This window comes from Mannheimia haemolytica, assembly GCA_900638155.1.
GTDB lineage: Bacteria > Pseudomonadota > Gammaproteobacteria > Enterobacterales > Pasteurellaceae > Mannheimia > Mannheimia glucosida.
In genome coordinates, this window is record LR134495.1 from 1,883,854 (window position 1) to 1,906,812 (window position 22,959).

The following is a 22,959-nucleotide window of genomic DNA, read 5'->3' on the forward strand; positions in this document are numbered from 1 at the left end:
TGGCAAATTTTCTGCCACTCAATCAGTTTTTCCAAGACAAAAGCAGAAAATCGCTTTACTATATACCTATTCTTTTTTCTATTAACTCGTATATTAGAGGACATCAACAATGGCTAAAATTGTTAAAGTAATCGGTCGTGAAATCATCGACTCTCGTGGTAACCCAACTGTAGAAGCAGAAGTTCACTTAGAAGGTGGTTTTGTAGGCTTAGCAGCCGCTCCATCAGGTGCTTCTACCGGTTCACGTGAAGCATTAGAATTACGTGATGGCGACAAAGGTCGTTTCTTAGGTAAAGGTGTATTAAAAGCGGTTTCTGCCGTAAATAACGAAATTGCAAACGCATTAGTAGGCAAAGACGGTTCTGCACAAGCTGAAATCGACCAAATTATGATCGATTTAGATGGCACAGAAAACAAATCAAAATTCGGTGCAAACGCTATCTTAGCGGTTTCTTTAGCAACAGCAAAAGCAGCTGCTGCGTCAAAAGGCTTACCGCTTTATGCATACATTGCTGAATTAAACGGCACACCGGGCGTTTACTCAATGCCATTACCAATGATGAACATCATCAACGGTGGTGAACACGCTGACAACAACGTGGACATTCAAGAATTTATGATTCAACCGGTAGGTGCTTCTACATTAAAAGAAGCTCTTCGTATCGGTGCTGAAGTGTTCCACAATCTTGCAAAAGTATTAAAAGCGAAAGGCTTAAATACTGCTGTAGGTGATGAAGGTGGTTTCGCACCAAACTTGGCTTCAAATGCAGACGCATTAGCGTGCATTAAAGAAGCAGTAGAAAAAGCAGGCTATGTGTTAGGTAAAGACGTAACTTTAGCGATGGACTGTGCATCATCTGAATTCTACGACAAAGAACGCAATGTGTACGATATGAAAGGCGAAGGCAAAACCTTTACTTCACAAGAGTTCACTCACTACTTAGAAGGCTTATGCAAAGAGTACCCAATCGTGTCTATCGAAGATGGTCAAGACGAATCTGACTGGGAAGGTTTCGCATACCAAACTAAAGTATTAGGCGACAAAGTACAATTAGTTGGTGATGACTTATTCGTAACCAATACCAAAATCTTGAAAAACGGTATTGAGAAAGGTATCGCAAACTCAATCTTAATCAAATTCAACCAAATCGGTTCTTTAACTGAAACTTTAGCTGCAATCAAAATGGCGAAAGATGCAGGTTACACCGCAGTAATTTCTCACCGCAGCGGTGAAACTGAAGATGCAACCATTGCAGATTTAGCGGTTGGTACAGCAGCAGGTCAAATCAAAACCGGTTCAATGAGCCGTTCAGACCGTGTAGCGAAATACAACCAGTTAATCCGTATCGAAGAAGCGTTAGAGCGTGCTGGTACACCGGCTCCGTTCAACGGTCGTAAAGAGATTAAAGGTCAAGCATAATCGGCTCGAAAATCTTAAATGCCACTGAGAAATCGGTGGCATTTTGCTTATAAGGATAATTCAATGCTTTACTCTGTTTTAACTGATCATATTTTACTGAACGAACCTTACCGAAATGGAGCTCATTCAACCCAGCACGAACATTTAGTGGTAATGTTTGAGATCGATGAAGAAAGCGGTTATTTTTATGCAATGGACTTACACCAAACCGAACAACCGGTGGTAGATAGTTTATTTGTGTTTCGGGTGAGTGATATTGAGCAAAATTCATTAAAAGAACCTCGCCGTTTAGAAATTTGTTGGAGTGAAGACGGCTATCAAGCCTTTTTACTGATCAACGGCTACCCGCACGCCGTGTTTGATTTCCGCCAATTTGTCGGCTACAACCACACCAAATTCCCAATGCCGGAACTTGGCAGTATGTGGGTGCATAAAGAAACCACTAATGAATTAGTGGAGAAATGGTTAGGCTAATTTCATTTATTCGGGCGTGCAATGCACGCCCTATTCTTCACTATTATTCAGACAGAATCTCTTTAAAAACGCCGATTCCTTTCACCCCTAATGCGGTTGCTAAACCCACAAAGTCTGCCCCAACCGATTTCATTCGCTCAAAGCCGGCTTTATCATTCACGCCGCCCACACCAATGATTTGAAGCTGTTTGAGCTTAGGTTCTTGATCTAACATTTGGCGAATCGTGTAAACATTCCCTAAAGAGAGTGCGTGGATTGCCGTTCCTGCCATTCCGCCTACGCCTGTTCCTACTTCTGAATTTAATACCGCCTTGCCAGCATTTAAGACGAGCGATGAACCAAGCGTATTGGTTGAAGTAATAAAGGCAATTGGTAAATTTTCGCCATTTTCGACCGCTTGTAATAAGCCTTTCATCAATTCATCATATTGATTTTGGTAAGTAAAAGGTGGAATTTTAATCCCGATTGGCAGTGCATTTTCCCCTTGATTTAATTTCTCTAATGTTGTTTGCAGTGCATTTAAATAAGGTAAAAGTTCCTCTGCGGAATAAGCAGGCGAAACTTTACCCGGAATATTCGGGCAAGAGATATTAATCTCCATTGCCAATGACATTTTCACTTCAGCTTGGAAAGCAACAATTTTTTCATAACATTCACCCACCTCTTCAGGCGAACCAAACACCGAAATAATAAATGGTTTGCTTGATGGGGCTGTAAGCTCATTTGAAATGGTACGCACAAAGCCGATGGTGGTATCCAGATTATTTGGGCTTAAACCTATGGTGTTAAGGCTTGCTGTTTGTAAGCTAGTTGCATCTTGAGTATTCACACTTGCTGTTTTCTGTGCATTGGAATCAAAGAGTACATATTGGTTCTTCGCCCAATCGTGTGGATATGGTTGAGGCATTGAAGTACGGGTTGTTACCGCACCGGTATATTCACACGCATAAAGTTCACGCAAGTTCTCTAACTCCGAACACCAAGGGCAAGGCGCATTTAAAAGTGGTGGTGAAAATGTGAGTTTTTGCATAGTGGTATTCCTTTTTATTTACAAATAGAGGGTTATTAGCAAAAAGGACGCCACAGCGTCCTTTGATTAATGAGCAGCAGAATCTTCTGCTTTTTCTTTTGGTAATACAATGTTAAGTACAATAGCGACTAATGCACACAAGCTGATCCCTTTTAATGAGAATTCGCCGATGTTAATTAACATACCGCCAATACCGAATGTCATTACTACAGAAGCAATACAAAGATTACGTGGAATGCTTAAATCAACTTTAGCTTTAATTAGAGTATTGATCCCCACAACCGCAACTGCACCGAACAGCAACATCATAATACCGCCCATCACAAAAGTAGGGATAGTGGCAAGGAATGCCCCGATTTTTCCGCAGAATGAGAAAGCGATAGCCCAGCACGCAGCCCAAGTCATAATTTTCGGATTGAAGTTTTTGGTTAGCATTACTGCACCTGTTACTTCAGAGTAAGTCGTATTTGGTGGACCACCTAATGCCGCCGCCGCTGAAGTTGCTAAACCATCACCTAAAAGCGTGCGGTGTAAACCCGGTTTTTTCATAAAATCTTTACCTGCTACTTGGCTGATTGCCATTACATCACCTAAGTGTTCTACCGCAGGAGCAAGAGCAATTGGCAGTAGGTAAAGAATTGCATCCAGCTGAAATTCCGGTGCGGAAACATTCGGTAAACTAAACCAAGGAGCTTCAATCACTTTAGTAAAATCCACCAATCCCATAAAAACAGACAAGATATATCCTACCGTTAAACCTGCTAATATTGGCACGAGCTTTAATAGCCCTTTCGCAAACACCGCCACAATCAGCGTAGTCACCAGCGTTGTCATTGAAACAATAATGGCGGTGTTATAGGCAATATTCGCCGATTTACCCGTTGCCATATCCACCGCAACAGGAGCAAGACCTAAACCAATCACCATAATTACCGGACCAATCACGATTGGTGGGAAGTATTTATGCAGAATATTCACCCCTTTCGCTTTCACTAAAGCAGATAATGCCATATAAATAAAACCGGAACAGAGCAATGCCCCCATGGTAACGGGAATACCCCATTGTTGAACACCGAATTGGATTGGAGCGATAAAAGCGAAACTTGATGCGAGGAAAACAGGAACTTGACGTTTGGTACAAAGTTGGAAGATTAAAGTACCGACACCGGCGGTAAGAAGGGCAACATTAGGATCTAAACCCGTAATTAGCGGAACTAATACCAACGCCCCAAATGCAACAAACAGCATTTGCAGCCCGATAAACGCCTGCTTTGGCGTACTCATATTTTCTGTGGTCATTTTTTACTCTCTTTGATGTGATTGCGATGTAACCCTTGCAGTTACCCAGATGAAAACAACTTCCTATTAACCAAAAAGCAAACGATTGCGGATTTTAGGTAAAATTTTTTTGCCGATTGTACGGCAAATAAAATTTATAGGGCTTTCACTAAAAGGAAAAAGCCTTGAATTTTCATTCAAGGCTTCGGATTAGATTTTCAAACGGGCAGAATCATACGCTTTTTTGAAGGCAGTGTCAAACAAAAATTTATACTTTTTGTTTTTTACCAGCTACCAGCCTAATGCCTGATTCGCTACAAAATCTCTGGCTATTTTTGAATGGGAAACCGTAAATAACCCCAAATTCCGGATAAACTGAACCGGCAATATTTCGCAAGAAAAAAGCGAAATTAGACCGCTTGTAGCCTTTATCATTCTGGCTTGATCTTGCGTTCTCTCGTTCTCAAAAGTTGATAAGAGCGAAAACTCGCCTATATCTTTTCCTTGATTAAACGCCAAAGCCACTAAATCCGCTAATCTGGTCAGATCACGCAAGCCCAAGTTAAAACCTTGCCCGGCAACCGGGTGAAGCATTTGTGCGGCATTGCCTACAACTGCTAAACGGTGGTGAATATGCGATTGGGCTTTTTGCAAAATAAGTGGATAAACAAACCGCTTGCTCACTCGAACAAATTGCCCTAATTTCCAACCAAATTGTTGCTGTAAACGGGCTAAAAATTCGCTATCTGAAAGTTGGATTAACTCGTTCGGCTCTTTCACACACCACACCAACGACATCGTATTTCCACTCAAAGGCAATAAAGCAAAAGGGCCTTGAAGCGTAAAATATTCAAAGGCTTGATTTTGGTGAGGTTCACTCAGCTCTACGTTGGCAATAATTGCCGATTGAGCATAATCTCTTACTTTTACGGTTTCCACACCGCACTGTTTTGCAATCTGAGATTGAATACCATCTGCCGCCACCAGCAAGGAACAACTGAGTTTCTCGCCATTTTTCAAGCTCAATTCACAATCTTGTTGGCTACGCTCAATGCCGACCACTTCATTCGGGCAAAAAAGCGTAATATTAGCTTGCTGTGCAAGACAAGCGGTCAATTTTCTGCCGAATTTTGCAAGTTCCACCACCATACCCAGCTGAGCCACATTCTGCTCGCTTGCTTTCAAGGTCGTTTTACCAAAATGCCCTTTATCCGCTACTTGAATTTGCTGAATCGGCGTGCCGATTTCGCTAATCATCTCGCCTAAACTTGAGCCTGCAAGCGGTCTGATTTGTCGCATTTTTTGCAAACTGCCTTCGGCTAAGGCAATGCTGCGAGCGTCAAAACCGCCTTGCTGTTCATAGTCCGGCAGTGATTTTTCGACTATCGCAATCGAGATTTTGTGATGAGTAAAACTGCTTAACGCCAATGCCAGCACCGAGCCGGTCACTGCCCCGCCTACAATCACCACATCAAATTGGGTTGTTGTTTTATTTTCCATTTCTCGCCCATTCAAACGCATTCAACAAACTTAATGGATAACGCTCACCGCTTAAATAATCTTTGACCGATTGAACCACCAACGGGCTTCTGGCACATTGCCCTGGTTGCTGAATGTAGTCTTCAAATTCGGCTAAAGTGAACCAAAGGGCTTGGGTAATATCCGCATCTTGCGGATTCGGCTCAAGCCAATCCTCCAGTTCCACCGCAAACAGAAAACGCAAGAAATCCGTTTGTGAACGAGGGGCTTGCCATTGATAAATTTTCACCAAATTTGCCATTTCCGCCCGAATACCGGTTTCCTCAAACAGCTCACGGCTCGCCCCCTCCAGCAAGGTTTCATCTTTTTCCAAATGCCCTGCCGGTTGGTTAAGCGTACGTTTGCCGTATTCAATTTCTTCCACAAACAAAAATTTGCCCTTGCAATGCACCACGCAAGCCATTGTTACATTTGGTTTAAACATCAAATTACCTCAATCAGTGGCTTGCCCTGTTCCATTTCCAGCAATCTGCCAACGTGGAATAACGGCACATTTGCCTGATTTGCAATTTGTTGCACTTTTTCGACCGCTTGTGGCAGCACCGCCACCAACAAACCGCCAGAGGTTTGCGGATCGCACAAAATCGCTTTTTGCTCGTCCGTCATTGCTGAAATCAAATGCCCATAGCTATCGAAATTGCGATTTGTCCCACCCGGAACCGCCCCCAATGCGATATATTCTTTGGTGCCGTCAAGGGTGTGAATATCCGCAAAATGAACCTCCGCCCGTAAGCCCGAGCCTTGACACACCTCGCTTAAATGCCCGAGTAAGCCAAAGCCGGTTACATCAGTCATTGCCGTTACTTCAGGCAGTTCGGAAAACGCAGAGCCAACCAAGTTGATTTGACACATTACCTCACTTGCCAAATGTTGATGTTCAGGCTTCAACAAACCTTTTTTCTCTGCCGTGGTTAGAATGCCAATCCCCAAAGGCTTGGTTAAAAATAGCTCACAGCCAGCCACCGCAGAGGCATTGCGTTTTACCCGCTCGGTCGGCACAATGCCGGTCACAGCCAAGCCGAAAATCGGCTCGGGCGAATCAATCGAATGCCCGCCCGCCAAGGCAATACCGGCTTGCCGGCACGCAAAACGCCCACCTTCGACAATTTGTTGAGCCACTTCTGCCGGTAATTTATTTACCGGAAAGCCCAGAATCGCAATCGCCATAATCGGCTTGCCACCCATCGCATAAATATCGCTAATCGCATTGGCAGCAGCAATTCGCCCGAAATCAAACGGGTCGTCCACAATCGGCATAAAGAAATCGGTGGTACTGATAATCGCCTGCCCGTTCCCTAAATCATAGACGGCAGCATCGTCCGCCGTTTCATTGCCTACCAATAAATTCGGATCGACAAATTGTTCTAATTGAGTTTGTAAAATTGTCCCTAACACCTTAGGCGAAATTTTACAGCCTCAACCCGCCCCGTGGCTGAACTGCGTAAGTTTTATCGGTTCAGACATTCTGCCTCCATCGTAAATCAAAATTATGCCTATTGTACGCCAACAAGCGGTAGAATTTGGGAAAATTTTTGCAAATTTTGATAATTTCCTGAGACTGTATAGTCTCGAAATCAATTTCTGGCTAAAGATAATTTCTAACAAGAAAAATCAGAACGAATTTCAAGTATTCGGAACATTCGACCGCTTGCTTAACTTCAGCTATAATTCATCTTTTTAAAATAAGTAAAAACAGGAAAGACAATGTTTGAATTAAACCCAATTAAAAACCAACTGGCTGACTTAAGCGAACGTACAGCGGTCATCAGGGGGTATCTTTGACTTTGATCATAAAGTCGAACGTTTAGAAGAGGTCAATGCCGAACTGGAGCAACCCGATGTGTGGAACAAGCCGGAGAAAGCACAAGCACTGGGCAAAGAACGCTCTATGTTGGAGCAAATTGTCAATACCATTAAAACCTTAGAGCAAGGGATTGAAGATGTTGAAGGGTTGATTGAGCTGGCGGTGGAAGCAGAAGATCAGGATACCTTCAATGAAGCCCAAGTGGAAGCAGACGAATTAGAGAAAAAACTTACCGATTTAGAATTTAAGCGGATGTTCAGCGGCCCACACGACAGTGCCGATTGCTATTTGGATTTGCAAGCCGGTTCGGGTGGAACGGAAGCTCAGGACTGGACAGAAATGTTACTGCGTATGTATTTGCGTTGGGCGGAGAGCAAAGGGTTCAAAGCCGAGCTGATGGAGGCCTCAGACGGTGATGTGGCAGGGATTAAATCCGCCACCGTGAAAATTTCCGGCGACTATGCTTACGGCTGGTTCAGAACCGAAACGGGTATTCACCGCTTAGTGCGTAAAAGCCCGTTTGATGCCAATAATGGTCGTCATACCTCGTTCTCCGCCGCTTTCGTCTATCCGGAAGTTGATGACGATATTGATATTGAAATCAACCCTGCGGATTTGCGGATTGATGTGTATCGAGCATCAGGGGCAGGCGGTCAGCACGTCAATAAAACCGAATCGGCAGTGCGAATTACCCATATGCCGAGTGGCATTGTGGTGCAGTGTCAGAACGGTCGTTCGCAACACCAAAATAAAGATCAGGCGATGAAACAGCTGAAAGCAAAACTTTACGAGCTGGAAATGAGCAAGAAAAATGCGGAAAAACAGGCGATGGAAGACAATAAATCCGACATCGGTTGGGGTAGCCAGATCCGTTCTTATGTGTTGGACGACTCACGCATTAAAGACCACCGCACCGGCGTGGAACATCGCACCACCCAACAAGTGCTGGACGGTGATTTGGATAAATTTGTCGAAGCAAGCTTAAAAGCAGGATTGTAATTTCATTTCCATTGATGATAGTGCCAGCGTCCACGCTGGTACTTTATTGATAATCTACGGTACAAACAAAAGACACTCGTGCCATCATTTAAGGCAAACATTATGCTTTTCGACTCTCTCCAATTTAGCATTGGCGTTACCTTACCAACCATTTTGTTAATGCTGTTCGGTATTTTTCTACGCAGACGAAAATTTATTGACGATACCTTTTGCAATATGGCATCAAAGGTGGTGTTTAATTTTACCCTGCCACCGATGATTTTCTTGAATATGCTAAAAAGCCCGTTAGATTTCTCCAGCCAAATCAACCTGATTTCGACCGGAGTCGGCGGTTCGATTTTGATCTATTTATGGGCGGAATGGTGGGCGGCTCGACATATTGAAAACCGCCGTTACCGTTGCATTTTCACTCAAGGCACTTTCCGCACCAATGCGGCAATTTTAGGCATTGCCTTAATTCTTAATGCTTATGGCGATAAAGCTCTAGCTGCCGCCTCCGTCTATATTTCTTGCTTAGTGATTACCTTTAATGTGCTGGCAGTGATTACACTTACCTCGTCATTAAGTGATAAAAAAGTGAATTTTGGCAGATTAATGCTATCAATTTTGAAAAATCCGCTGATTTTAGCGGTGATTGCGGGCTTAATTTTTAACTATTTTAAACTCAGCCACCTCATTCCTAAACCGCTTGAATCTGCCGGTAAATTAATGGCAAGTCTGACGCTTCCACTGGCACTTATCTGCACCGGAGCAAGCATTAATTTCAAGCAATTAAAACAATTTAACCAAGGGGCTGAAAGCACCATCAATAAAATTGTGCTGTTTTCTGCCTCTATTCGGCTGATTTTTGCCCCGGTTTTCTTTCTACTACTCGGAAAATTTGTATTTCAGCTTCCGCCAATGGAACTTGGCATTGTCTTTGTAGCAGCCTCTGCCCCTGTAGCAGCCGCCACTTATGCGATGACCAGAAATTACGGCGGTGATGGCGAAGCAGCCGCAAATCTTATCGGCATTACCACGCTTGGCTCAATGTTTAGTGCCAGTATCGGTTTATTTTTATTAAGACAAATCGGCTGGGTTTAGCCAATTTATTAATTAAAGGAATAATATGGAATATCGTTACTACATCACTACTGCTATTGCGGTTGCCTTATTGCAACTGTTTCTATTCAGTTTAACTAAAACAGTTGGCTGGTTATTTAATTTATCTGCAAAAAGTCGTAAAACCGTTGGCATTCTCACTTTCTTAGTGATGAACGGCCTCGTGATTTTGCACCTTACCCGCACTTTTACGCTATTTAGAATAATGGCATTCATCTTGGTATTACTACTTTTTGCATTTTTTATCAGTTTTTTCACCGCTTGTATTTACAAAATATTCAACGGCAATACTACCGTCAATCGCTGGCTGAAAATCGCCTACCCATTTGCATTCTTTGGCTTACTTGGACTTGGCTATTACAACGCTTATACCCCAACAGTAGTACATTATTCGGTGAAATTGGATAAACCATTAGAGAAACCGCTTCGCATTGGTATGGCAAGCGATCTGCATTTAGGCAAACTGTTTGGTGCGAAACAACTTGACCAACTGGCAGAGATTTTCAACCAGCAAAAAGTCGATCTGATTTTATTACCGGGCGATATTATGGACGATAATGTCTCTGCTTATCGTGCCGAAAAAATGCAGCCTCATTTAGCCAAATTAAAAGCTCCTCTTGGCGTGTATGCTACCCTCGGCAATCACGATTTCTTCGGGGCACAAAACAGCATTGCACAAGAAATTCAAAATGCCGGTATTACTGTTTTATGGGATCAAGCGGTCGAAATTAATGGAAAATTTACGCTTATCGGGCGTAATGATGATTTAGTCAAAAACCGTCCTTCTGCCGAGCAACTTTTACAAAACGTGAACACTAAATTACCCGTAATTTTGCTCGACCACCGCCCGACTGAAATTGAGCAACATGCTAAATTGCCGATTGATATTCAAGTGTCCGGCCACGCCCACAAAGGGCAAGTATTCCCTGCAAGTATTATTACCAAACTGATGTATCGCTTACATTACGGCTATAAAAAAATCGGCTTCGGGCATTATTTTGTCACCTCTGGCTACGGATTCTGGGGCGTGCCTATGCGGTTAGGCTCACAGTCGGAAGTGATGATTATTGATGTGGAAGGGAAAAATCCATAATTTGATATAGGGGCAAATTATTATTTGCTCCTAATTTCACCGAAAATAACTGATGAGTAAAATTTTCGCTAAAACCCAGCGCTTGTTAATCTCTCGATACTTTTACTGTTTGCTTAATATGCTTTAAATGCACGATGATGGTAAAAGTCATCATCACCAATAACGCCCAAGCACTCCATTTGCTCATATGCACCATAGACCAAGCTCCAAGCTGATTTGGGTAGCGCCAAATTCCGGCAAAAGTACCGATATTTTCCGCCAACCAAATGAAAAAACCTATCAGGAAGAAAGAAAGCAACAGTGGCATTTTCCGTGCAATGTCATAAGGGGTGAAGAACACAAAAGTGCGTGCATACAGCCCTAATGCAAAAGCGGCAATATACCAACGGTAATCCCCAATGTAATGATGCGTAAAGAAATTCAGGTAAATCATCAGTGCCGTTAAAGTGGCTAGCCAGTAGGGCGGGTGGCTTTGGATTTTCAAATCAAACAACCGCCACGCTTGTATAATGTAAGAGCCAACTGCCGCATACATAAAACCGGTGAATAATGGCACGTTAAACAATTTAGTATAGGCAAAATCCGGATATGCCCAAGATTGAATATGACTCGATGTTTTAAAGACTTCTAACACAAAACCAACCAAATGAAATAGGCTTATTGCTTTTAGTTCGTCCCACGTTTCCAGCCCCAGTTTCACCATTGCGATTTGCACCACTACGGCAAAAATCAGCAAAATATCATAACGAGGTAAGCCCCATAATCCCGTTTTTGGCACCGCAAACATCGCAATAAAAAATAACCCCGCAAATAAACAGGCTCTAGCTTCTTTTAACCCAAAGAACCAAAACTCTGTCAACAAACGACTCGCTCTGCTTAACCTAGCATTAGGTTTATGATTCATTAACCAAGCATCAAATTTATTCAGTCTTTCCATCTATTTTTGTCTTAATATCTTGCATATTAATCTATTCTACCAAAAGCCACATTCAATTCCACGTAAGCTACCTTAAATCGCAAAATGGAGGAAAACTTGCAAAATTTTTCTGAAATTTGACCGCTTGACATCATTATTTTGTGAGCTATGTCACAGTCATTTTGTCTGACTTTCGCTATACTCTTTACATAACTAATTTCGAGGAGTTTTATATGAGCGAATTTGTCCTCAACGATCACCCACATCGTCGTTTTAATCCATTAAAAAATCAATGGATTTTAGTCTCTCCGCATCGGGCAAAACGCCCGTGGCAAGGGCAACAAGAAGAAATCGTGCAAGATGAAAAACCGAGCTATGACCCAAGTTGTTACCTCTGCCCCGGCAATAAGCGGATTACCGGTGAACAAAACCCGAATTACACCAAGCCGTTTGTGTTTAAAAACGACTTCTCTGCCCTGCTACCAGACACACCGGCACCAATACCGAATGATGATCCGCTGTTTCAGATTTCTCATACACAAGGCGAAAGCCGTGTGATCTGTTTTTCGCCTGATCATAGTAAAACCTTACCGCAACTTTCCATCGAGGAAATTACTGATGTGGTAACAGTTTGGCAAGAGCAAGCGAATGAGCTGAAAGAGCGTTATCAGTGGGTGCAAATTTTTGAGAACAAAGGCTCGATGATGGGCTGTTCTAACCCTCACCCACACGGGCAAATTTGGGCAAGTAATTTTCTACCCAATGAAATTGCGATTGAAGACGAATGCCAAGCAGCATATTTTGCTCAATATGGCTCGCCACTGTTGCTTGACTACGCACAACGTGAATTAGACAAACAAGAGCGAATTGTGGCAGAAACCAAAGATTGGATTGCAGTTGTGCCTTACTGGGCGGCTTGGCCGTTTGAAACGTTGCTGTTGCCAAAAGCTAAACAGTTCAAATCCATTACTGATTTAAACGAAACGGAAAAAGCCGATTTAGCCCTTGCGTTGAAAAAGCTTACCACCCGTTACGATAATCTGTTTAACATTAGTTTCCCATATTCAATGGGCTTTCACTTCGCTCCATTTAACGGCAAGGAAAATGCTCACTGGCAATTACACGCCCACTTCTATCCACCACTCTTGCGTTCAGCCACGGTGCGTAAGTTTATGGTCGGTTATGAAATGATGGCAGAAAGCCAACGTGATTTAACTCCGGAACAAGCTGCCGAGCGTTTAAATGCAGTAAGTGATACCAAACACTATAAAGATAAATAAGGAATTTAAATGAAACCACAAGAAATCGCTTTGCAACAATTTGAACAACATTTTGGCTATAAAGCAGAACGCACGGTATTTGCCCCGGGTAGAGTGAACATTATCGGCGAACATACCGACTACAATGATGGATTTGTGATGCCCTGTGCCATCAATTACGGCACAGCAGTCAGTTTTGCCAAACGTGATGACCACAAATGGCGGGTATTTGCCGTTGATCTCAACCAACAAGATGAATTTGATTTAAGCCAGCCGATTGAGACAAGCGAACAGAAATGGGCGAATTATGTGCGTGGCGTGGTGAAATTTATTCAAGCTAAGCACCCCGAATTCAAACAAGGGGCAGATTTAGCCATTACCAGCGATGTGCCGATGTCATCAGGTTTAAGTTCTTCCGCTGCATTGGAAGTTTCTATTGGTAAAACCGCTCAACTACTCGGCGATTTACCGCTTTCTTTACAACAAATCGCATTAATCGGGCAAGAGGCTGAAAATAAATTTGTCGGCTGTAACTGTGGCAATATGGATCAACTCACCTCCGCTCTCGGGCAACAAGATCATTTAGTGATGATCGACTGCCGTAGTTTAGAAATCACCCCAACCCCTGTGCCACAAGGCTATTCGATTGCAATTATTAACTCCAACGTAAAACACGACCTAGTTACCGGTGAATACAACAGCCGCCGTGAACAGTGTGAATTTGCCGCCCACTTCTTCGGCAAAGCAAAATTGCGTGATGTTACACCTGAACAATTTATTGAACGAGCTTCAGAACTTAGTGAAGCGAATGATCTGGCGTATAAACGGGCAAAACATATCATCAGCGAAAATCAGCGAGTGCTGGAAGCTGCGGAAGCCTTAAAAGCGAATGATATGGTCAAACTCGGTGAGTTGATGGCTCAATCTCACGATTCAATGCGTGATGATTTTGAAATTACCTGCCCTGAAGTGGACTGCCTCGCTGAAATCGCCCAACAAGCTATCGGCAAAAACGGCGGAGCCAGAATGACCGGCGGCGGCTTTGGCGGCTGTGTTGTGTGCCTAGTACCAAATGATAAAGTGGAAGATCTTCGCCAAGCCGTTGCTGAAAATTACGAAAAGCAAACCGGCATTAAAGAAACCTTCCACGTTTGTACTGCCTCCGATGGGGTGCGGGAAGTCTAGCCTCCTTACCTAGCACGAGCCGTGCTAGTTTAAATTATCCCAGCTCCTCTGGAGCTGAAAAATAGAGAGCCACAGAGTGGCTCAGATTTTCTAACCCCATACGGCTCGTATGGGGGAAAGAGGTAATCTATGAAATTATTCACCCTTGAAAATGCGTTTTTACGCATTACTCTTTCTGATGTTGGGGCATCTTGGCTTTCGTGTATTGTCAAAATGCCGAACGAAGAACGGGAAGTATTAGTTACCACGTCTGCAAAAAATTGGCAAAAACAGACCGCTTTCTTTGGGGCGACCATCGGGCGTTACGCTAATCGCATTGCCAATGCGGAATATCGCTTAAACGGCAAAACCTATCAACTCGCTAAAAATAACGGTGAACATAATCTACACGGTGGCGAGCTTGGAGCAGATAAAGTAGTGTGGCAACTTGAAAGCCAAAGCGAACAAGCGGTCAAATTTAGTTATGTTTTTGCAGATGGCGAGGAAGGATTTGGCGGCGAAGTGAAAGCTTTTGTGGAGTATCGCTTGACCCAGAATGAGCTTCAAATCAGCTTTGATGCGACGACCAACCAAGATACCCCGCTTTGTTTAACCAACCACGCCTATTTTAATTTGCAAGGTTCAGAGACGATTTTAGATCACGAGCTGATGATTAATGCAGAAGCCTATCTGCCGGTTGATGCAAGCGGGATTCCAAATGCTCCGCTTAAAAAAGTGGACAGTACCGGCTTTGACTTCCGCTGTGCTAAAAAAATCGGGCAAGATTTATTGGCTGATGAGGACCAAAAAGCAGTAAAAGGTTACGATCACGCCTTTCTTCTTGCAAAAAATAGTGAAAATCCGACCGCTTGTTTAGCCGTGGAAGACTTAAAAATGGAGTTCCGTACCTCAATGCCTGCCCTGCAAGTTTACACCGGCAACTGGCTTAAAGGGCAACCTGACTTAAACGGGGGAGAATATAGCGATTACGCAGGCGTGGCGTTAGAACCTGAGTTTTTCCCAAACTCACTAAACCAGCCTGAATTACTCCAATTTGGAGGGATAACAAAAGCAGGAGAAGGGTATCATCACACGATAAGTTATCGATTTATTATCTAGAATTATGGGCGGACACAAAATCTGCCCATAAAAACACTGGTTATTGCGTTAATGTTTTCACCAACCCAATCACTTCTTGAATCTGTTTTGCAGAGAGTTTGCCCTCAGAGGTAAATTGTACTTTACCTGATTTATCCAACACCGCAATAAAGCTCTCTTTCTCTTTTAAGCCCCACACTTTTTTCACACTGCCTTGCTGGTCTAACACTACTTGGCTGTGAGGGTTGTCAAGTTTGCCGTTTTCTACGCTGTTTTTCACAAATACCCCTGTGCCAACAATCGCATCGTCAGCATTTACAATCGTCACAGTCTGGTATTTGGCACGATCAAAACCAGCATTTTTAATTGCTGTCATCAAGGCCTCATTCTTTTCTTTCACCGAGCTTCTACCAGCAAAATGATGAATAATGCGTACTTTGCCTGCCAAAGATGATGAATGCCAATTTTTATAGCTGACTTTCTCGGCTGACACCACCAACTCACCATCTTTGGCAACCGAGACAGCAGGTAATGCTTGATTTAATTGCACATTGTGAGCAAAAGCGGAACTTGCAAAAAAAGCCCCAAAAATAACCGCTTGAGTGAATAATTTTTTCATTTTTTCTCCTATTATGTCGGCGGCATAACACGCCAGTAACCTAATGCTACACTAAAAGTGCTGATTCTACTCAAATTTTTGTTTAAAAGAAAAGCATTCGATGAATTTTTCTACTCGTTAATTCATTGAATTTGTGGTATTTTAGCAAGCGTTTTTCATAACACTTATTTTTATACCACTCAAACATTTAAGGAGTTTTTATGCAACAAGGTGGCGGAATGGAAATGATCTTTATCCTGATTATTTTCGGTGCAATTTTTTATTTTATGATTTATCGCCCACAGGCAAAACGCCAAAAACAACAACGTGATTTACTTGCAAGTCTGGCAAAAGGAGAAGAAGTGTTAACCAGCGGTGGTTTAATCGGTAAAATTACTAAAGTGACTGCTGATAACGACAACATCGTGATTGCATTAAATGACACTACCGAAGTAACCATCAAACGTGATTTCGTTGTTGCGGTATTACCAAAAGGTTCATTAAAATCACTTTAATCAACCCTCTTATCAAACTTTAACATTCGGGGATTTATTGTGTTAAACCGTTTCCCTCTATGGAAGAATTTAATGGTGATCTTCGTGATCGCCATTGGTGCTTTATATGCCCTTCCAAATTTATATGGCGAAGACCCGTCAGTACAGATTTCCGGTACTCGTGGGCAACAAGCCACGCCTGAAACACTTACTCAAGTGCAATCTACACTCTCATCAATGAATATTCAGCCGAAATCTGCCGTATTAGAAAATGGCTCGATTTTAGTGCGTTTAGAGCGTGATGACCAACAACTTCCGGCAAAAGAAAAAATCTCGGAAGCCTTAGGCAATAACTATTCGGTGGCATTAAACCTTGCTCCGGCAACACCAAGCTGGCTGACCGGCATTGGTGGTAGCCCGATGAAACGTGGCTTAGACTTGCGTGGCGGTGTCCGCTTTTTAATGGAAGTGGATATGAACACGGCTCTTGCAAAACAGCAAGATACGTTGCAAGACAGCCTACGTAACGATTTCCGTAAAGAAAAATTGCAATATCAAGCGGTCAAAAAAGGCGAAAATTTTGCAACTGAGATTGAATTTGCCGATAACCAAACGGCAGAGAAAGCCGTGCGTTTAGTCCGCCGATCTCACCCAACACTTGATGCATTAGTCAATGAGAATAAAGTGACTTTAACGCCTTCGGCACAAGCACTTTCTGAATCTCGTACTATGGCAATTGAGCAAAACCTCTCTATTTTGCGTAAACGTGTCGAAGAATTGGGTGTATCTGAACCGACCATTCAGCGTCAAGGTGCAGACCGTATTGTAGTTGAATTACCGGGTGTGCAAGATACCGCTCGTGCCAAAGAGCTTTTAGGTGCAACAGCAACCCTTGAGTTTCGCTTAGTCAATACTGAAGCTAATTTAGCCTCTGCGACAAAAGGCATCGTACCGGCAGATTCTGAAGTACAAAATAGCCGTGATGGTAATCCGGTGGTACTACGTCGCAAACCTTCTTTAGGCGGTGAACATATTATTGATGCGACCGCAGGAAAAGATGAGCGTGGTTTACCACAAGTAAGTATTCGACTGGATACCGAAGGTGGCGAAATGATGGGTGAAATTACTAAAATGGCAATCCAAAAACCGATGGCAACGCTTTATACCGAGTTTAAAGATTCAGGGCGTAAAGATGCTAACGGCAAAGTGATTTTAGAAAAACACCAAGAAGTAATTAACGTTGCGACTATTCAAACCCGTTTAGGTAATCAATTCCAAATTACCGGGATTAACTCTGCAGCTGAAGCTCAAAACCTTGCCGTATTATTACGTTCCGGTGCGTTAATTGCTCCAATCGTGATTGTCGAAGAACGTACTATCGGGGCTTCTCTTGGTGCAGATAATGTGAAACAAGGTATGGAAGCAGGCTTACTCGGCTTAGGCCTAACCATTTTGTTCTGTTTAGTGTATTACAAAATGTTCGGCATTTTTGCTTCCCTTGCACTTATCTTCAATATGATTTTAACTGTAGGGTTAATGTCATTAATTGGAGCAACACTGACTATGCCGGGAATTGCCGGTATCGTACTTGCTGTGGGTATGTCGGTTGATGCAAACGTGCTAATTTATGAGCGAATCAAAGAAGAGCTACGTAACGGACGTTCCATTCAGCAAGCTATTCACGAAGGTTATAGCGGTGCGTTCTCCAGTATCTTTGACTCTAACCTCACTACCATTTTAACGTCTCTTGTGCTTTATGGTGTAGGAACAGGGCCGGTAAAAGGCTTTGCCGTCACCCTTGCGTTAGGGGTGATTATTTCGATGTTTACCGCAATTACCGGAACCCGTATGTTAGTAAACTGGGTTTATGGTGGCAAACGTGTGAAGAAACTTTGGATTTAAGGTGGAAAAATGGCTATTGAAAATACAAAACAAGATGTAGCAGACGTTAAACTGCCTTATAAATTAATCCCCTTTATGAAATACCGCTATGTCGGATTCATTTTTTCGCTGATTGTCACTGCATTGTGTATTTTTACTATTGCGACAAAAGGCTTTAACTGGGGGTTAGATTTCACCGGCGGTACAGTCATTGAAACTCAATTTTCACAACCTGCCGATTTAGCAAAACTGCGTACAGAACTTGAAAACAGCGGTTATGGCAATGCGTTAGTGCAAACCACAGGCAGTCAAAAAGACTTGATGATTCGCTTAGCTGCGAGTGCAGGCGATATGAGCGTTGGAAATAAAGTGATGGATATGATCCATCAAAAATTAGATCCAAATGCGATTATCAAAAGCATTGAATTTGTCGGCCCAAATGTTGGGGAAGAGCTGACTCAAGGGGCTATTTATGCGACCTTAGCCACGCTGGCAATGCTACTCATTTATGTAGGAACACGCTTTGAATGGCGGTTAGCGGTAGGCGGTATCGTGGCTTTATTTCACGATGTATTAGTGACGATCGGGATTTTCTCGTTCTTACAGATTGAAATCGATTTAACCTTTGTAGCAGCGATTTTATCGGTTGTCGGTTACTCGTTAAATGACTCGATTGTGGTGTTTGACCGTGTACGTGAAAACTTTTCCAAAGTTCGCCGCTCCAGCTCCATTGAAATTATTGATATTTCCTTGAGCCAAACGCTTTCTCGTACATTAATGACCTCGGTAACTACCCTGTTTGTGGTGTTAGCTCTATACTATCTCGGTGGTCCAACCTTACACAGTTTCTCACTGGCTTTATTAATCGGTATCGGCTTCGGTACTTACTCATCGATTTATATTGCCATTGGCTTAGCACTACAGCTTGGCTTAAAGCGTGAGCATATGGTTCAGCCTAAGGTTGAAAAAGAAGGGGCAGATCAAGACGCTTTCATCGATTACTAACCATCATACAAAAGCAGGATTCATTCCTGCTTTTATTTTTTGCCTTATATTTTAAGCCACGCAAACGTTTGCTTATTGTACCAAATTTCTGTAAAATTCCGAATCCCAAAATTTCCCCTTTCATTTTTTCTTTTTTGAGGTTCTTATGTCTTTATTTAAATTTGAGGAGCGTGCTTCAAACGTTCGTCAAGAAGTAATTGCAGGTTTAACTACATTCCTCGCAATGGTGTATTCGGTTATTGTTGTGCCAGGAATGTTAAGCCAAGCCGGTTTCCCTGCCGAATCGGTGTTCATTGCCACCTGCTTAGTTTCAGGTTTAGGTTCAATCTTAATCGGCTTATGGGCAAATGCACCAATGGCTATCGGTTGTGCGATTTCCTTAACTGCTTTTACAGCCTTTAGCTTAGTGTTAGGTCAACAAGTTTCTATTCCTGTCGCACTTGGGGCGATTTTCTTAATGGGGGTGGTGTTTACCTTAATTTCTGCCACCGGTATCCGCACTTGGATTTTGCGTAACTTACCAAGCAGCATTGCTCACGGTGCAGGTATTGGGATCGGTTTATTCTTACTGATTATTGCCGCGACTAACGTTAAATTAGTCATTAACAGTGGTATGGATATTCCGGTTAAATTAGGCGACTTTACCTCATTTCCGGTATTAATGTCATTAATCGGTTTAGCCGCTATTATCGGCTTAGAAAAACTGAAAGTAAAAGGCAGCATTTTATGGGTGATTATTGCGATTACCATCGTAGGCTTAATTTTTGACCCTAACGTAAAATACGCAGGCTTTTTCAAAATGCCGAGTTTTGGTGAAAATTCGCAATTCCTAAATCTTGATATTATGGGAGCATTAAATACCGCCATTTTACCTGTCGTATTTGCGTTAGTAATGACCGCTATTTTTGATGCAACAGGTACTATCCGTGCGGTTGCAGGGCAAGCCGGTTTATTAGATAAAGACGGACAAATTATCAATGGCGATAAAGCCCTAACTTCTGACTCATTCGGCTCAATTTTATCGGGCTTATTTGGTACAGCACCAGCGGCAGTGTATATTGAATCGGCAGCAGGTACAGCCGTTGGTGGTAAAACCGGTTTAACCGCTGTAGTGGTTGGTATCGGTTTCTTATTTATGCTGCTCTTCCAACCTCTTGCATTCTTAGTGCCAAGCTATGCTACCGCACCGGCATTAATGTATGTGGGCTTATTAATGCTAAGTAATGTCTCTAAATTAGATTTCAGCGATTTTGTAGGTGCAATGGCAGGCTTAGTATGTGCGGTATTTATCGTATTAACCGCTAACATCGTAACCGGTATTATGCTAGGCTTCGCAACACTGGTGATTGGTCGCTTAATTTCAGGTGAAGCCAATAAATTAAACCTAGGCACAGTGATTATTGCGATTATGTTAGTTACCTTCTACGCTTTTGGCTTAGCGATTTAATTTGCAAAACATAAGAGAAAAAATACCGCTTGTAATGTTCAATTACAAGCGGTTATTTTTGCTCTAAAATTTGCAATCAACTTAAAATAGATAAAAACACATTCACACCTAAAATCCCCAACGCTACGCTTAAAAAGGTATTTTTCAGCCAAACATAGCTACCTAATACGCCTATTAAAGCCAGAATTTGTGCCAATATTAAGTTAAAGCCTTCCCCGTTTTTAGGAAAGTTTAGGCTCGTTAAAAGCAATAAAAGCATAATCACAAGCGGTAACATTTTGTTTAATTTTTGCAAAATGGGCGAAGATAACACCTTTTTCGGTAAAAATTCCGGCAAAAAACGACAAATTTGCGAGCCGAGCACTAATGCTGCAAACATTATCAAAATATCATTTGTGCTCATTTTCTACTCCTTTCTCTAGTTTGATTGAAGAAGATTGAGGTAATAAAGCCACAATAACAATCGCTACTAAAATTGCCACCAATAACACGCTGGTTTCGGTAATCTGACGAGCAAGTAAAAATCCGATTAACGCAATCACAATCGGTTTCCATTGTTTTTGGTTTTTGTATTGCTCATAGGCTAAAATTGCAAACAAACAAGGCAGAGCAAAATCCAAATGCGGAATATAGTTCGCCACTGAATCGCCTAACAACACACCGACAATCGTGGAAAATGTCCAATAAGCCACACATAGCACAGCGATTTTAAAGAATAATGCTTGCTTTTGCTCTTTCGGTAATGAAGATAACACCGCAAAGCCTTCATCGGTTAAACCGGCAATAGCAACCAGACTTTTCGCTTTGGATATCGGCTTATGCTCCATCATATTTAAGGTATAAAAACTAAAACGTAGGCTCATTAACAGCGTACTCAAAAAAACCGACACTGCCCCAACACCGGAGACAAAAAACGGAATCGCTGCATATTGTGCCGTCCCCGATACCACGGTAAAACTCATTACAATCGTAAACCACGCAGGCATTCCGGCATTAGTGGCAAGCATTCCGTAAGCTACACCTGCGGCAAAATAGCCCATAAAAATCGGCATGGTTAATTTAAGAGCATATTTCCAACTATTTTCCATAACTAAAATTTAACATTAGACTAAAGGCATTTATTATTCTGAATTTTGACAAAATAGCAAGAGCTACTACAAGCGGTTATTTTTTGCTAAAACTTGCAAATAGTTGGTAAATATTAAAGTAATAGGCACAATTGCCCTACTTCATTGCAATTAACTATTTTCAACCAGCGCTTTGAAATGCTAGACTTCACTACCTTTTATTTTATGTTTTCAGGAAAGTGATGAACGTACTCAAATTAATCTCATTAAAATCGATCTTAATCGCCTCTGGCATTTTCTTATCGGCTCAAACAGCACAAGCAGAAGGCCGTTTAACTGTTTATTGCTCGGTACAAAATAATGTTTGTGAAGAAATGACCAAGCAATTTTCACACAAATATAATGTCGAAACTAAATTCATTCACGGCGGAACCGGTACAATTTTCGGAAAAGTAAAAGCGGAAGCATCGAACCCTCAGGCAGATATTTGGTATGGCGGCACGATTGAACCTCACTTTCAAGCAGGCGAATTAGGCTTACTGGAAGCCTACCGTTCACCAAAACAAGCTGAAATTCTGCCACAATTTAAATTCTTAGTTGAAAGTGAACAAGGTAAATTTACCTCTATCGTTTATATGCTTGTATTAGGGTTAGGCGTGAATACCGAAAAACTCGCCAAACTAGGCATTGAGGCACCGAAAAAATGGGAAGATTTATTAGATCCTCGCTTAAAAGGTGAAGTACAACTACCTGACCCTCGTAGCTCCGGCACGACTTATACGTTTATGACCACTCTTTCAACCTTATGGGGCGAAGAGAAAACCTTTGATTATCTGAAAAAACTCAACAATAACGTCTCACAATATGTGAAAAGCACCCTAGTCACCAGCAATCTTGCCCGTGGTGAAAGCGCAGTTACAGTAGGCTTTGTACATAGTTATGCCACTGAAAAAGAAAAAGGTGCGCCTATTGAAGCCATTATTCCGGAAGGTAAAGTGGGCTATGCGTTAGGCGGTGTCAGCATTATCAAAAATGCCCGTAATTTAGATAACGCCAAACTCTTTATGGATTGGGTGCTTTCAAAAGAAGCACAGGAAATTCCTTGGAAAAAACACGGTGTTTACCAAACCCCAACAAACATCAATGCCGAAGTTGCTCCACAATCAACCAAAGCCGATGCGTTAGACTTTGTGGAAATTGATTACCAAAAAGCAGGTTCCAGCGAAGAGGGCAAACGCTTAATTGATAAATGGTTGGCGGAAATTAAATTAGCAAACTAGGCGTGAGTATTT

General features: G+C 42.3%; 22 protein-coding genes. 13 read left to right on the forward strand and 9 right to left on the reverse strand.

Annotated elements, in window-relative coordinates; genetic code table 11:
• Window positions 1-109 precede the first annotated feature (109 nt).
• Both eno and EL242_RS09260 read left to right on the forward strand, forming a co-directional pair.
• The gene (eno, locus tag EL242_RS09255) at window positions 110-1,420 is read left to right on the forward strand and encodes a phosphopyruvate hydratase (RefSeq protein ID WP_006251191.1); all 1,311 of its coding nucleotides are present in this window, start codon (window positions 110-112) and stop codon (window positions 1,418-1,420) included.
• Between the two features lie 63 nt (window positions 1,421-1,483).
• Entirely contained in the window at window positions 1,484-1,894 is a 411-nt protein-coding gene (locus tag EL242_RS09260; RefSeq protein ID WP_032844861.1) for a DUF2251 domain-containing protein, read from the forward strand.
• Window positions 1,895-1,937: 43 nt separating this feature from the next.
• On the opposite strand, the gene EL242_RS09265 is transcribed toward EL242_RS09260, so the two are convergent.
• From EL242_RS09265 to selD, 5 genes are all read right to left on the reverse strand, one after another.
• A complete protein-coding gene (locus EL242_RS09265; protein WP_126302352.1) occupies window positions 1,938-2,924 on the reverse strand; it encodes a dihydroorotate dehydrogenase in 987 nt (328 codons plus the stop codon).
• Window positions 2,925-2,990: 66 nt separating this feature from the next.
• Complete coding sequence (locus EL242_RS09270) at window positions 2,991-4,223, reverse strand: uracil-xanthine permease family protein (protein ID WP_126302353.1); 1,233 nt, start codon at window positions 4,221-4,223, stop codon at window positions 2,991-2,993.
• A gap of 270 nt (window positions 4,224-4,493) precedes the next feature.
• Window positions 4,494-5,702, reverse strand: coding sequence for a 2-octaprenyl-6-methoxyphenyl hydroxylase (ubiH, locus tag EL242_RS09275; RefSeq protein ID WP_126302354.1), 1,209 nt, complete (start codon window positions 5,700-5,702; stop codon window positions 4,494-4,496).
• Complete coding sequence (locus EL242_RS09280; RefSeq protein ID WP_126302355.1) at window positions 5,692-6,165, reverse strand: NUDIX hydrolase; 474 nt, start codon at window positions 6,163-6,165, stop codon at window positions 5,692-5,694. The genes ubiH and EL242_RS09280 overlap by 11 nt, the downstream gene beginning before the upstream one ends.
• A complete protein-coding gene (gene selD / locus EL242_RS09285) occupies window positions 6,165-7,205 on the reverse strand; it encodes a selenide, water dikinase SelD (RefSeq protein ID WP_126302356.1) in 1,041 nt (346 codons plus the stop codon). Before selD ends, EL242_RS09280 begins: the two co-directional genes overlap by 1 nt.
• A gap of 240 nt (window positions 7,206-7,445) precedes the next feature.
• On the opposite strand from selD, the gene prfB reads away from it, so the two are divergent.
• The 3 genes from prfB (at window position 7,446) to EL242_RS09300 (ending at window position 10,738) form a co-directional block, all read left to right on the forward strand.
• Window positions 7,446-8,544, forward strand: a protein-coding gene (gene prfB / locus EL242_RS09290) for a peptide chain release factor 2 (RefSeq protein WP_126302357.1) whose coding sequence is annotated in 2 segments (ribosomal slippage) — window positions 7,446-7,520 and window positions 7,522-8,544 — 1,098 coding nt in all. Because the reading frame shifts where the segments join, the coding sequence is not laid out codon by codon here.
• A 102-nt stretch (window positions 8,545-8,646) separates the two neighbouring features.
• Window positions 8,647-9,627, forward strand: a complete 981-nt coding sequence (locus EL242_RS09295) for an AEC family transporter (RefSeq protein WP_126302358.1) — start codon at window positions 8,647-8,649, stop codon at window positions 9,625-9,627.
• Window positions 9,628-9,652: 25 nt separating this feature from the next.
• Window positions 9,653-10,738, forward strand: coding sequence for a metallophosphoesterase (locus tag EL242_RS09300; RefSeq protein ID WP_126302359.1), 1,086 nt, complete (start codon window positions 9,653-9,655; stop codon window positions 10,736-10,738).
• Window positions 10,739-10,823: 85 nt separating this feature from the next.
• On the opposite strand, the gene EL242_RS09305 is transcribed toward EL242_RS09300, so the two are convergent.
• The gene (locus EL242_RS09305; RefSeq protein ID WP_126302360.1) at window positions 10,824-11,675 is read right to left on the reverse strand and encodes a DUF817 domain-containing protein; all 852 of its coding nucleotides are present in this window, start codon (window positions 11,673-11,675) and stop codon (window positions 10,824-10,826) included.
• Between the two features lie 212 nt (window positions 11,676-11,887).
• Here EL242_RS09305 and galT point away from each other — a divergent pair, with 212 nt between their 5' ends.
• From galT to EL242_RS09320, 3 genes are all read left to right on the forward strand, one after another.
• Window positions 11,888-12,934 carry a galactose-1-phosphate uridylyltransferase gene (galT, locus tag EL242_RS09310; RefSeq protein WP_126302361.1) on the forward strand — a complete coding sequence of 349 codons (1,047 nt, stop codon included), beginning with the start codon at window positions 11,888-11,890 and terminating at the stop codon, window positions 12,932-12,934.
• 9 nt (window positions 12,935-12,943) lie between these two features.
• On the forward strand, window positions 12,944-14,098 hold the full coding sequence (gene galK / locus EL242_RS09315) for a galactokinase (RefSeq protein WP_126302362.1): 1,155 nt from the start codon (window positions 12,944-12,946) through the stop codon (window positions 14,096-14,098).
• A 129-nt stretch (window positions 14,099-14,227) separates the two neighbouring features.
• Window positions 14,228-15,196, forward strand: coding sequence for a galactose-1-epimerase (locus tag EL242_RS09320; protein ID WP_126302363.1), 969 nt, complete (start codon window positions 14,228-14,230; stop codon window positions 15,194-15,196).
• A gap of 40 nt (window positions 15,197-15,236) precedes the next feature.
• Here EL242_RS09320 and EL242_RS09325 read toward each other — a convergent pair whose 3' ends face one another.
• Window positions 15,237-15,794, reverse strand: a complete 558-nt coding sequence (locus EL242_RS09325; RefSeq protein ID WP_126302364.1) for a YtfJ family protein — start codon at window positions 15,792-15,794, stop codon at window positions 15,237-15,239.
• Window positions 15,795-15,994: 200 nt separating this feature from the next.
• On the opposite strand from EL242_RS09325, the gene yajC reads away from it, so the two are divergent.
• From yajC to EL242_RS09345, 4 genes are all read left to right on the forward strand, one after another.
• Complete coding sequence (gene yajC / locus EL242_RS09330) at window positions 15,995-16,288, forward strand: preprotein translocase subunit YajC (protein WP_126302365.1); 294 nt, start codon at window positions 15,995-15,997, stop codon at window positions 16,286-16,288.
• 39 nt (window positions 16,289-16,327) lie between these two features.
• Window positions 16,328-18,169, forward strand: coding sequence for a protein translocase subunit SecD (gene secD, locus EL242_RS09335; protein ID WP_126302366.1), 1,842 nt, complete (start codon window positions 16,328-16,330; stop codon window positions 18,167-18,169).
• 9 nt (window positions 18,170-18,178) lie between these two features.
• Complete coding sequence (secF, locus tag EL242_RS09340; protein ID WP_126302367.1) at window positions 18,179-19,153, forward strand: protein translocase subunit SecF; 975 nt, start codon at window positions 18,179-18,181, stop codon at window positions 19,151-19,153.
• 145 nt (window positions 19,154-19,298) lie between these two features.
• Window positions 19,299-20,600: an NCS2 family permease gene (locus EL242_RS09345; protein WP_126302368.1), complete on the forward strand. Its 1,302-nt coding sequence runs from the start codon at window positions 19,299-19,301 to the stop codon at window positions 20,598-20,600.
• 76 nt (window positions 20,601-20,676) lie between these two features.
• Here EL242_RS09345 and EL242_RS09350 read toward each other — a convergent pair whose 3' ends face one another.
• Together EL242_RS09350 and EL242_RS09355 are read right to left on the reverse strand one after the other, a co-directional pair.
• Window positions 20,677-21,003 carry an AzlD domain-containing protein gene (locus EL242_RS09350; RefSeq protein ID WP_172595358.1) on the reverse strand — a complete coding sequence of 109 codons (327 nt, stop codon included), beginning with the start codon at window positions 21,001-21,003 and terminating at the stop codon, window positions 20,677-20,679.
• Entirely contained in the window at window positions 20,990-21,688 is a 699-nt protein-coding gene (locus EL242_RS09355) for an AzlC family ABC transporter permease (RefSeq protein ID WP_126302369.1), read from the reverse strand. The genes EL242_RS09350 and EL242_RS09355 overlap by 14 nt, the downstream gene beginning before the upstream one ends.
• A gap of 221 nt (window positions 21,689-21,909) precedes the next feature.
• Between EL242_RS09355 and EL242_RS09360 the strand changes: the two genes are divergently transcribed.
• A complete protein-coding gene (locus EL242_RS09360; RefSeq protein ID WP_126302370.1) occupies window positions 21,910-22,947 on the forward strand; it encodes an ABC transporter substrate-binding protein in 1,038 nt (345 codons plus the stop codon).
• Window positions 22,948-22,959 lie beyond the last annotated feature (12 nt).

Excerpts from the sequence above, each read along its gene's own strand:
- eno (WP_006251191.1), top strand. The coding sequence starts at position 110 with ATGGCTAAAATTGTTAAAGTAATCGGTCGTGAAATCATCGACTCTCGT.
- EL242_RS09260 (WP_032844861.1), top strand. The coding sequence starts at position 1,484 with ATGCTTTACTCTGTTTTAACTGATCATATTTTACTGAACGAACCTTAC.
- EL242_RS09265 (WP_126302352.1), bottom strand. The coding sequence starts at position 2,924 with ATGCAAAAACTCACATTTTCACCACCACTTTTAAATGCGCCTTGCCCT.
- EL242_RS09270 (WP_126302353.1), bottom strand. The coding sequence starts at position 4,223 with ATGACCACAGAAAATATGAGTACGCCAAAGCAGGCGTTTATCGGGCTG.
- ubiH (WP_126302354.1), bottom strand. The coding sequence starts at position 5,702 with ATGGAAAATAAAACAACAACCCAATTTGATGTGGTGATTGTAGGCGGG.
- EL242_RS09280 (WP_126302355.1), bottom strand. The coding sequence starts at position 6,165 with ATGTTTAAACCAAATGTAACAATGGCTTGCGTGGTGCATTGCAAGGGC.
- EL242_RS09295 (WP_126302358.1), top strand. The coding sequence starts at position 8,647 with ATGCTTTTCGACTCTCTCCAATTTAGCATTGGCGTTACCTTACCAACC.
- EL242_RS09300 (WP_126302359.1), top strand. The coding sequence starts at position 9,653 with ATGGAATATCGTTACTACATCACTACTGCTATTGCGGTTGCCTTATTG.
- EL242_RS09305 (WP_126302360.1), bottom strand. The coding sequence starts at position 11,675 with ATGGAAAGACTGAATAAATTTGATGCTTGGTTAATGAATCATAAACCT.
- galT (WP_126302361.1), top strand. The coding sequence starts at position 11,888 with ATGAGCGAATTTGTCCTCAACGATCACCCACATCGTCGTTTTAATCCA.
- galK (WP_126302362.1), top strand. The coding sequence starts at position 12,944 with ATGAAACCACAAGAAATCGCTTTGCAACAATTTGAACAACATTTTGGC.
- EL242_RS09320 (WP_126302363.1), top strand. The coding sequence starts at position 14,228 with ATGAAATTATTCACCCTTGAAAATGCGTTTTTACGCATTACTCTTTCT.
- EL242_RS09325 (WP_126302364.1), bottom strand. The coding sequence starts at position 15,794 with ATGAAAAAATTATTCACTCAAGCGGTTATTTTTGGGGCTTTTTTTGCA.
- yajC (WP_126302365.1), top strand. The coding sequence starts at position 15,995 with ATGCAACAAGGTGGCGGAATGGAAATGATCTTTATCCTGATTATTTTC.
- secF (WP_126302367.1), top strand. The coding sequence starts at position 18,179 with ATGGCTATTGAAAATACAAAACAAGATGTAGCAGACGTTAAACTGCCT.
- EL242_RS09345 (WP_126302368.1), top strand. The coding sequence starts at position 19,299 with ATGTCTTTATTTAAATTTGAGGAGCGTGCTTCAAACGTTCGTCAAGAA.
- EL242_RS09350 (WP_172595358.1), bottom strand. The coding sequence starts at position 21,003 with ATGAGCACAAATGATATTTTGATAATGTTTGCAGCATTAGTGCTCGGC.
- EL242_RS09355 (WP_126302369.1), bottom strand. The coding sequence starts at position 21,688 with ATGGAAAATAGTTGGAAATATGCTCTTAAATTAACCATGCCGATTTTT.
- EL242_RS09360 (WP_126302370.1), top strand. The coding sequence starts at position 21,910 with ATGAACGTACTCAAATTAATCTCATTAAAATCGATCTTAATCGCCTCT.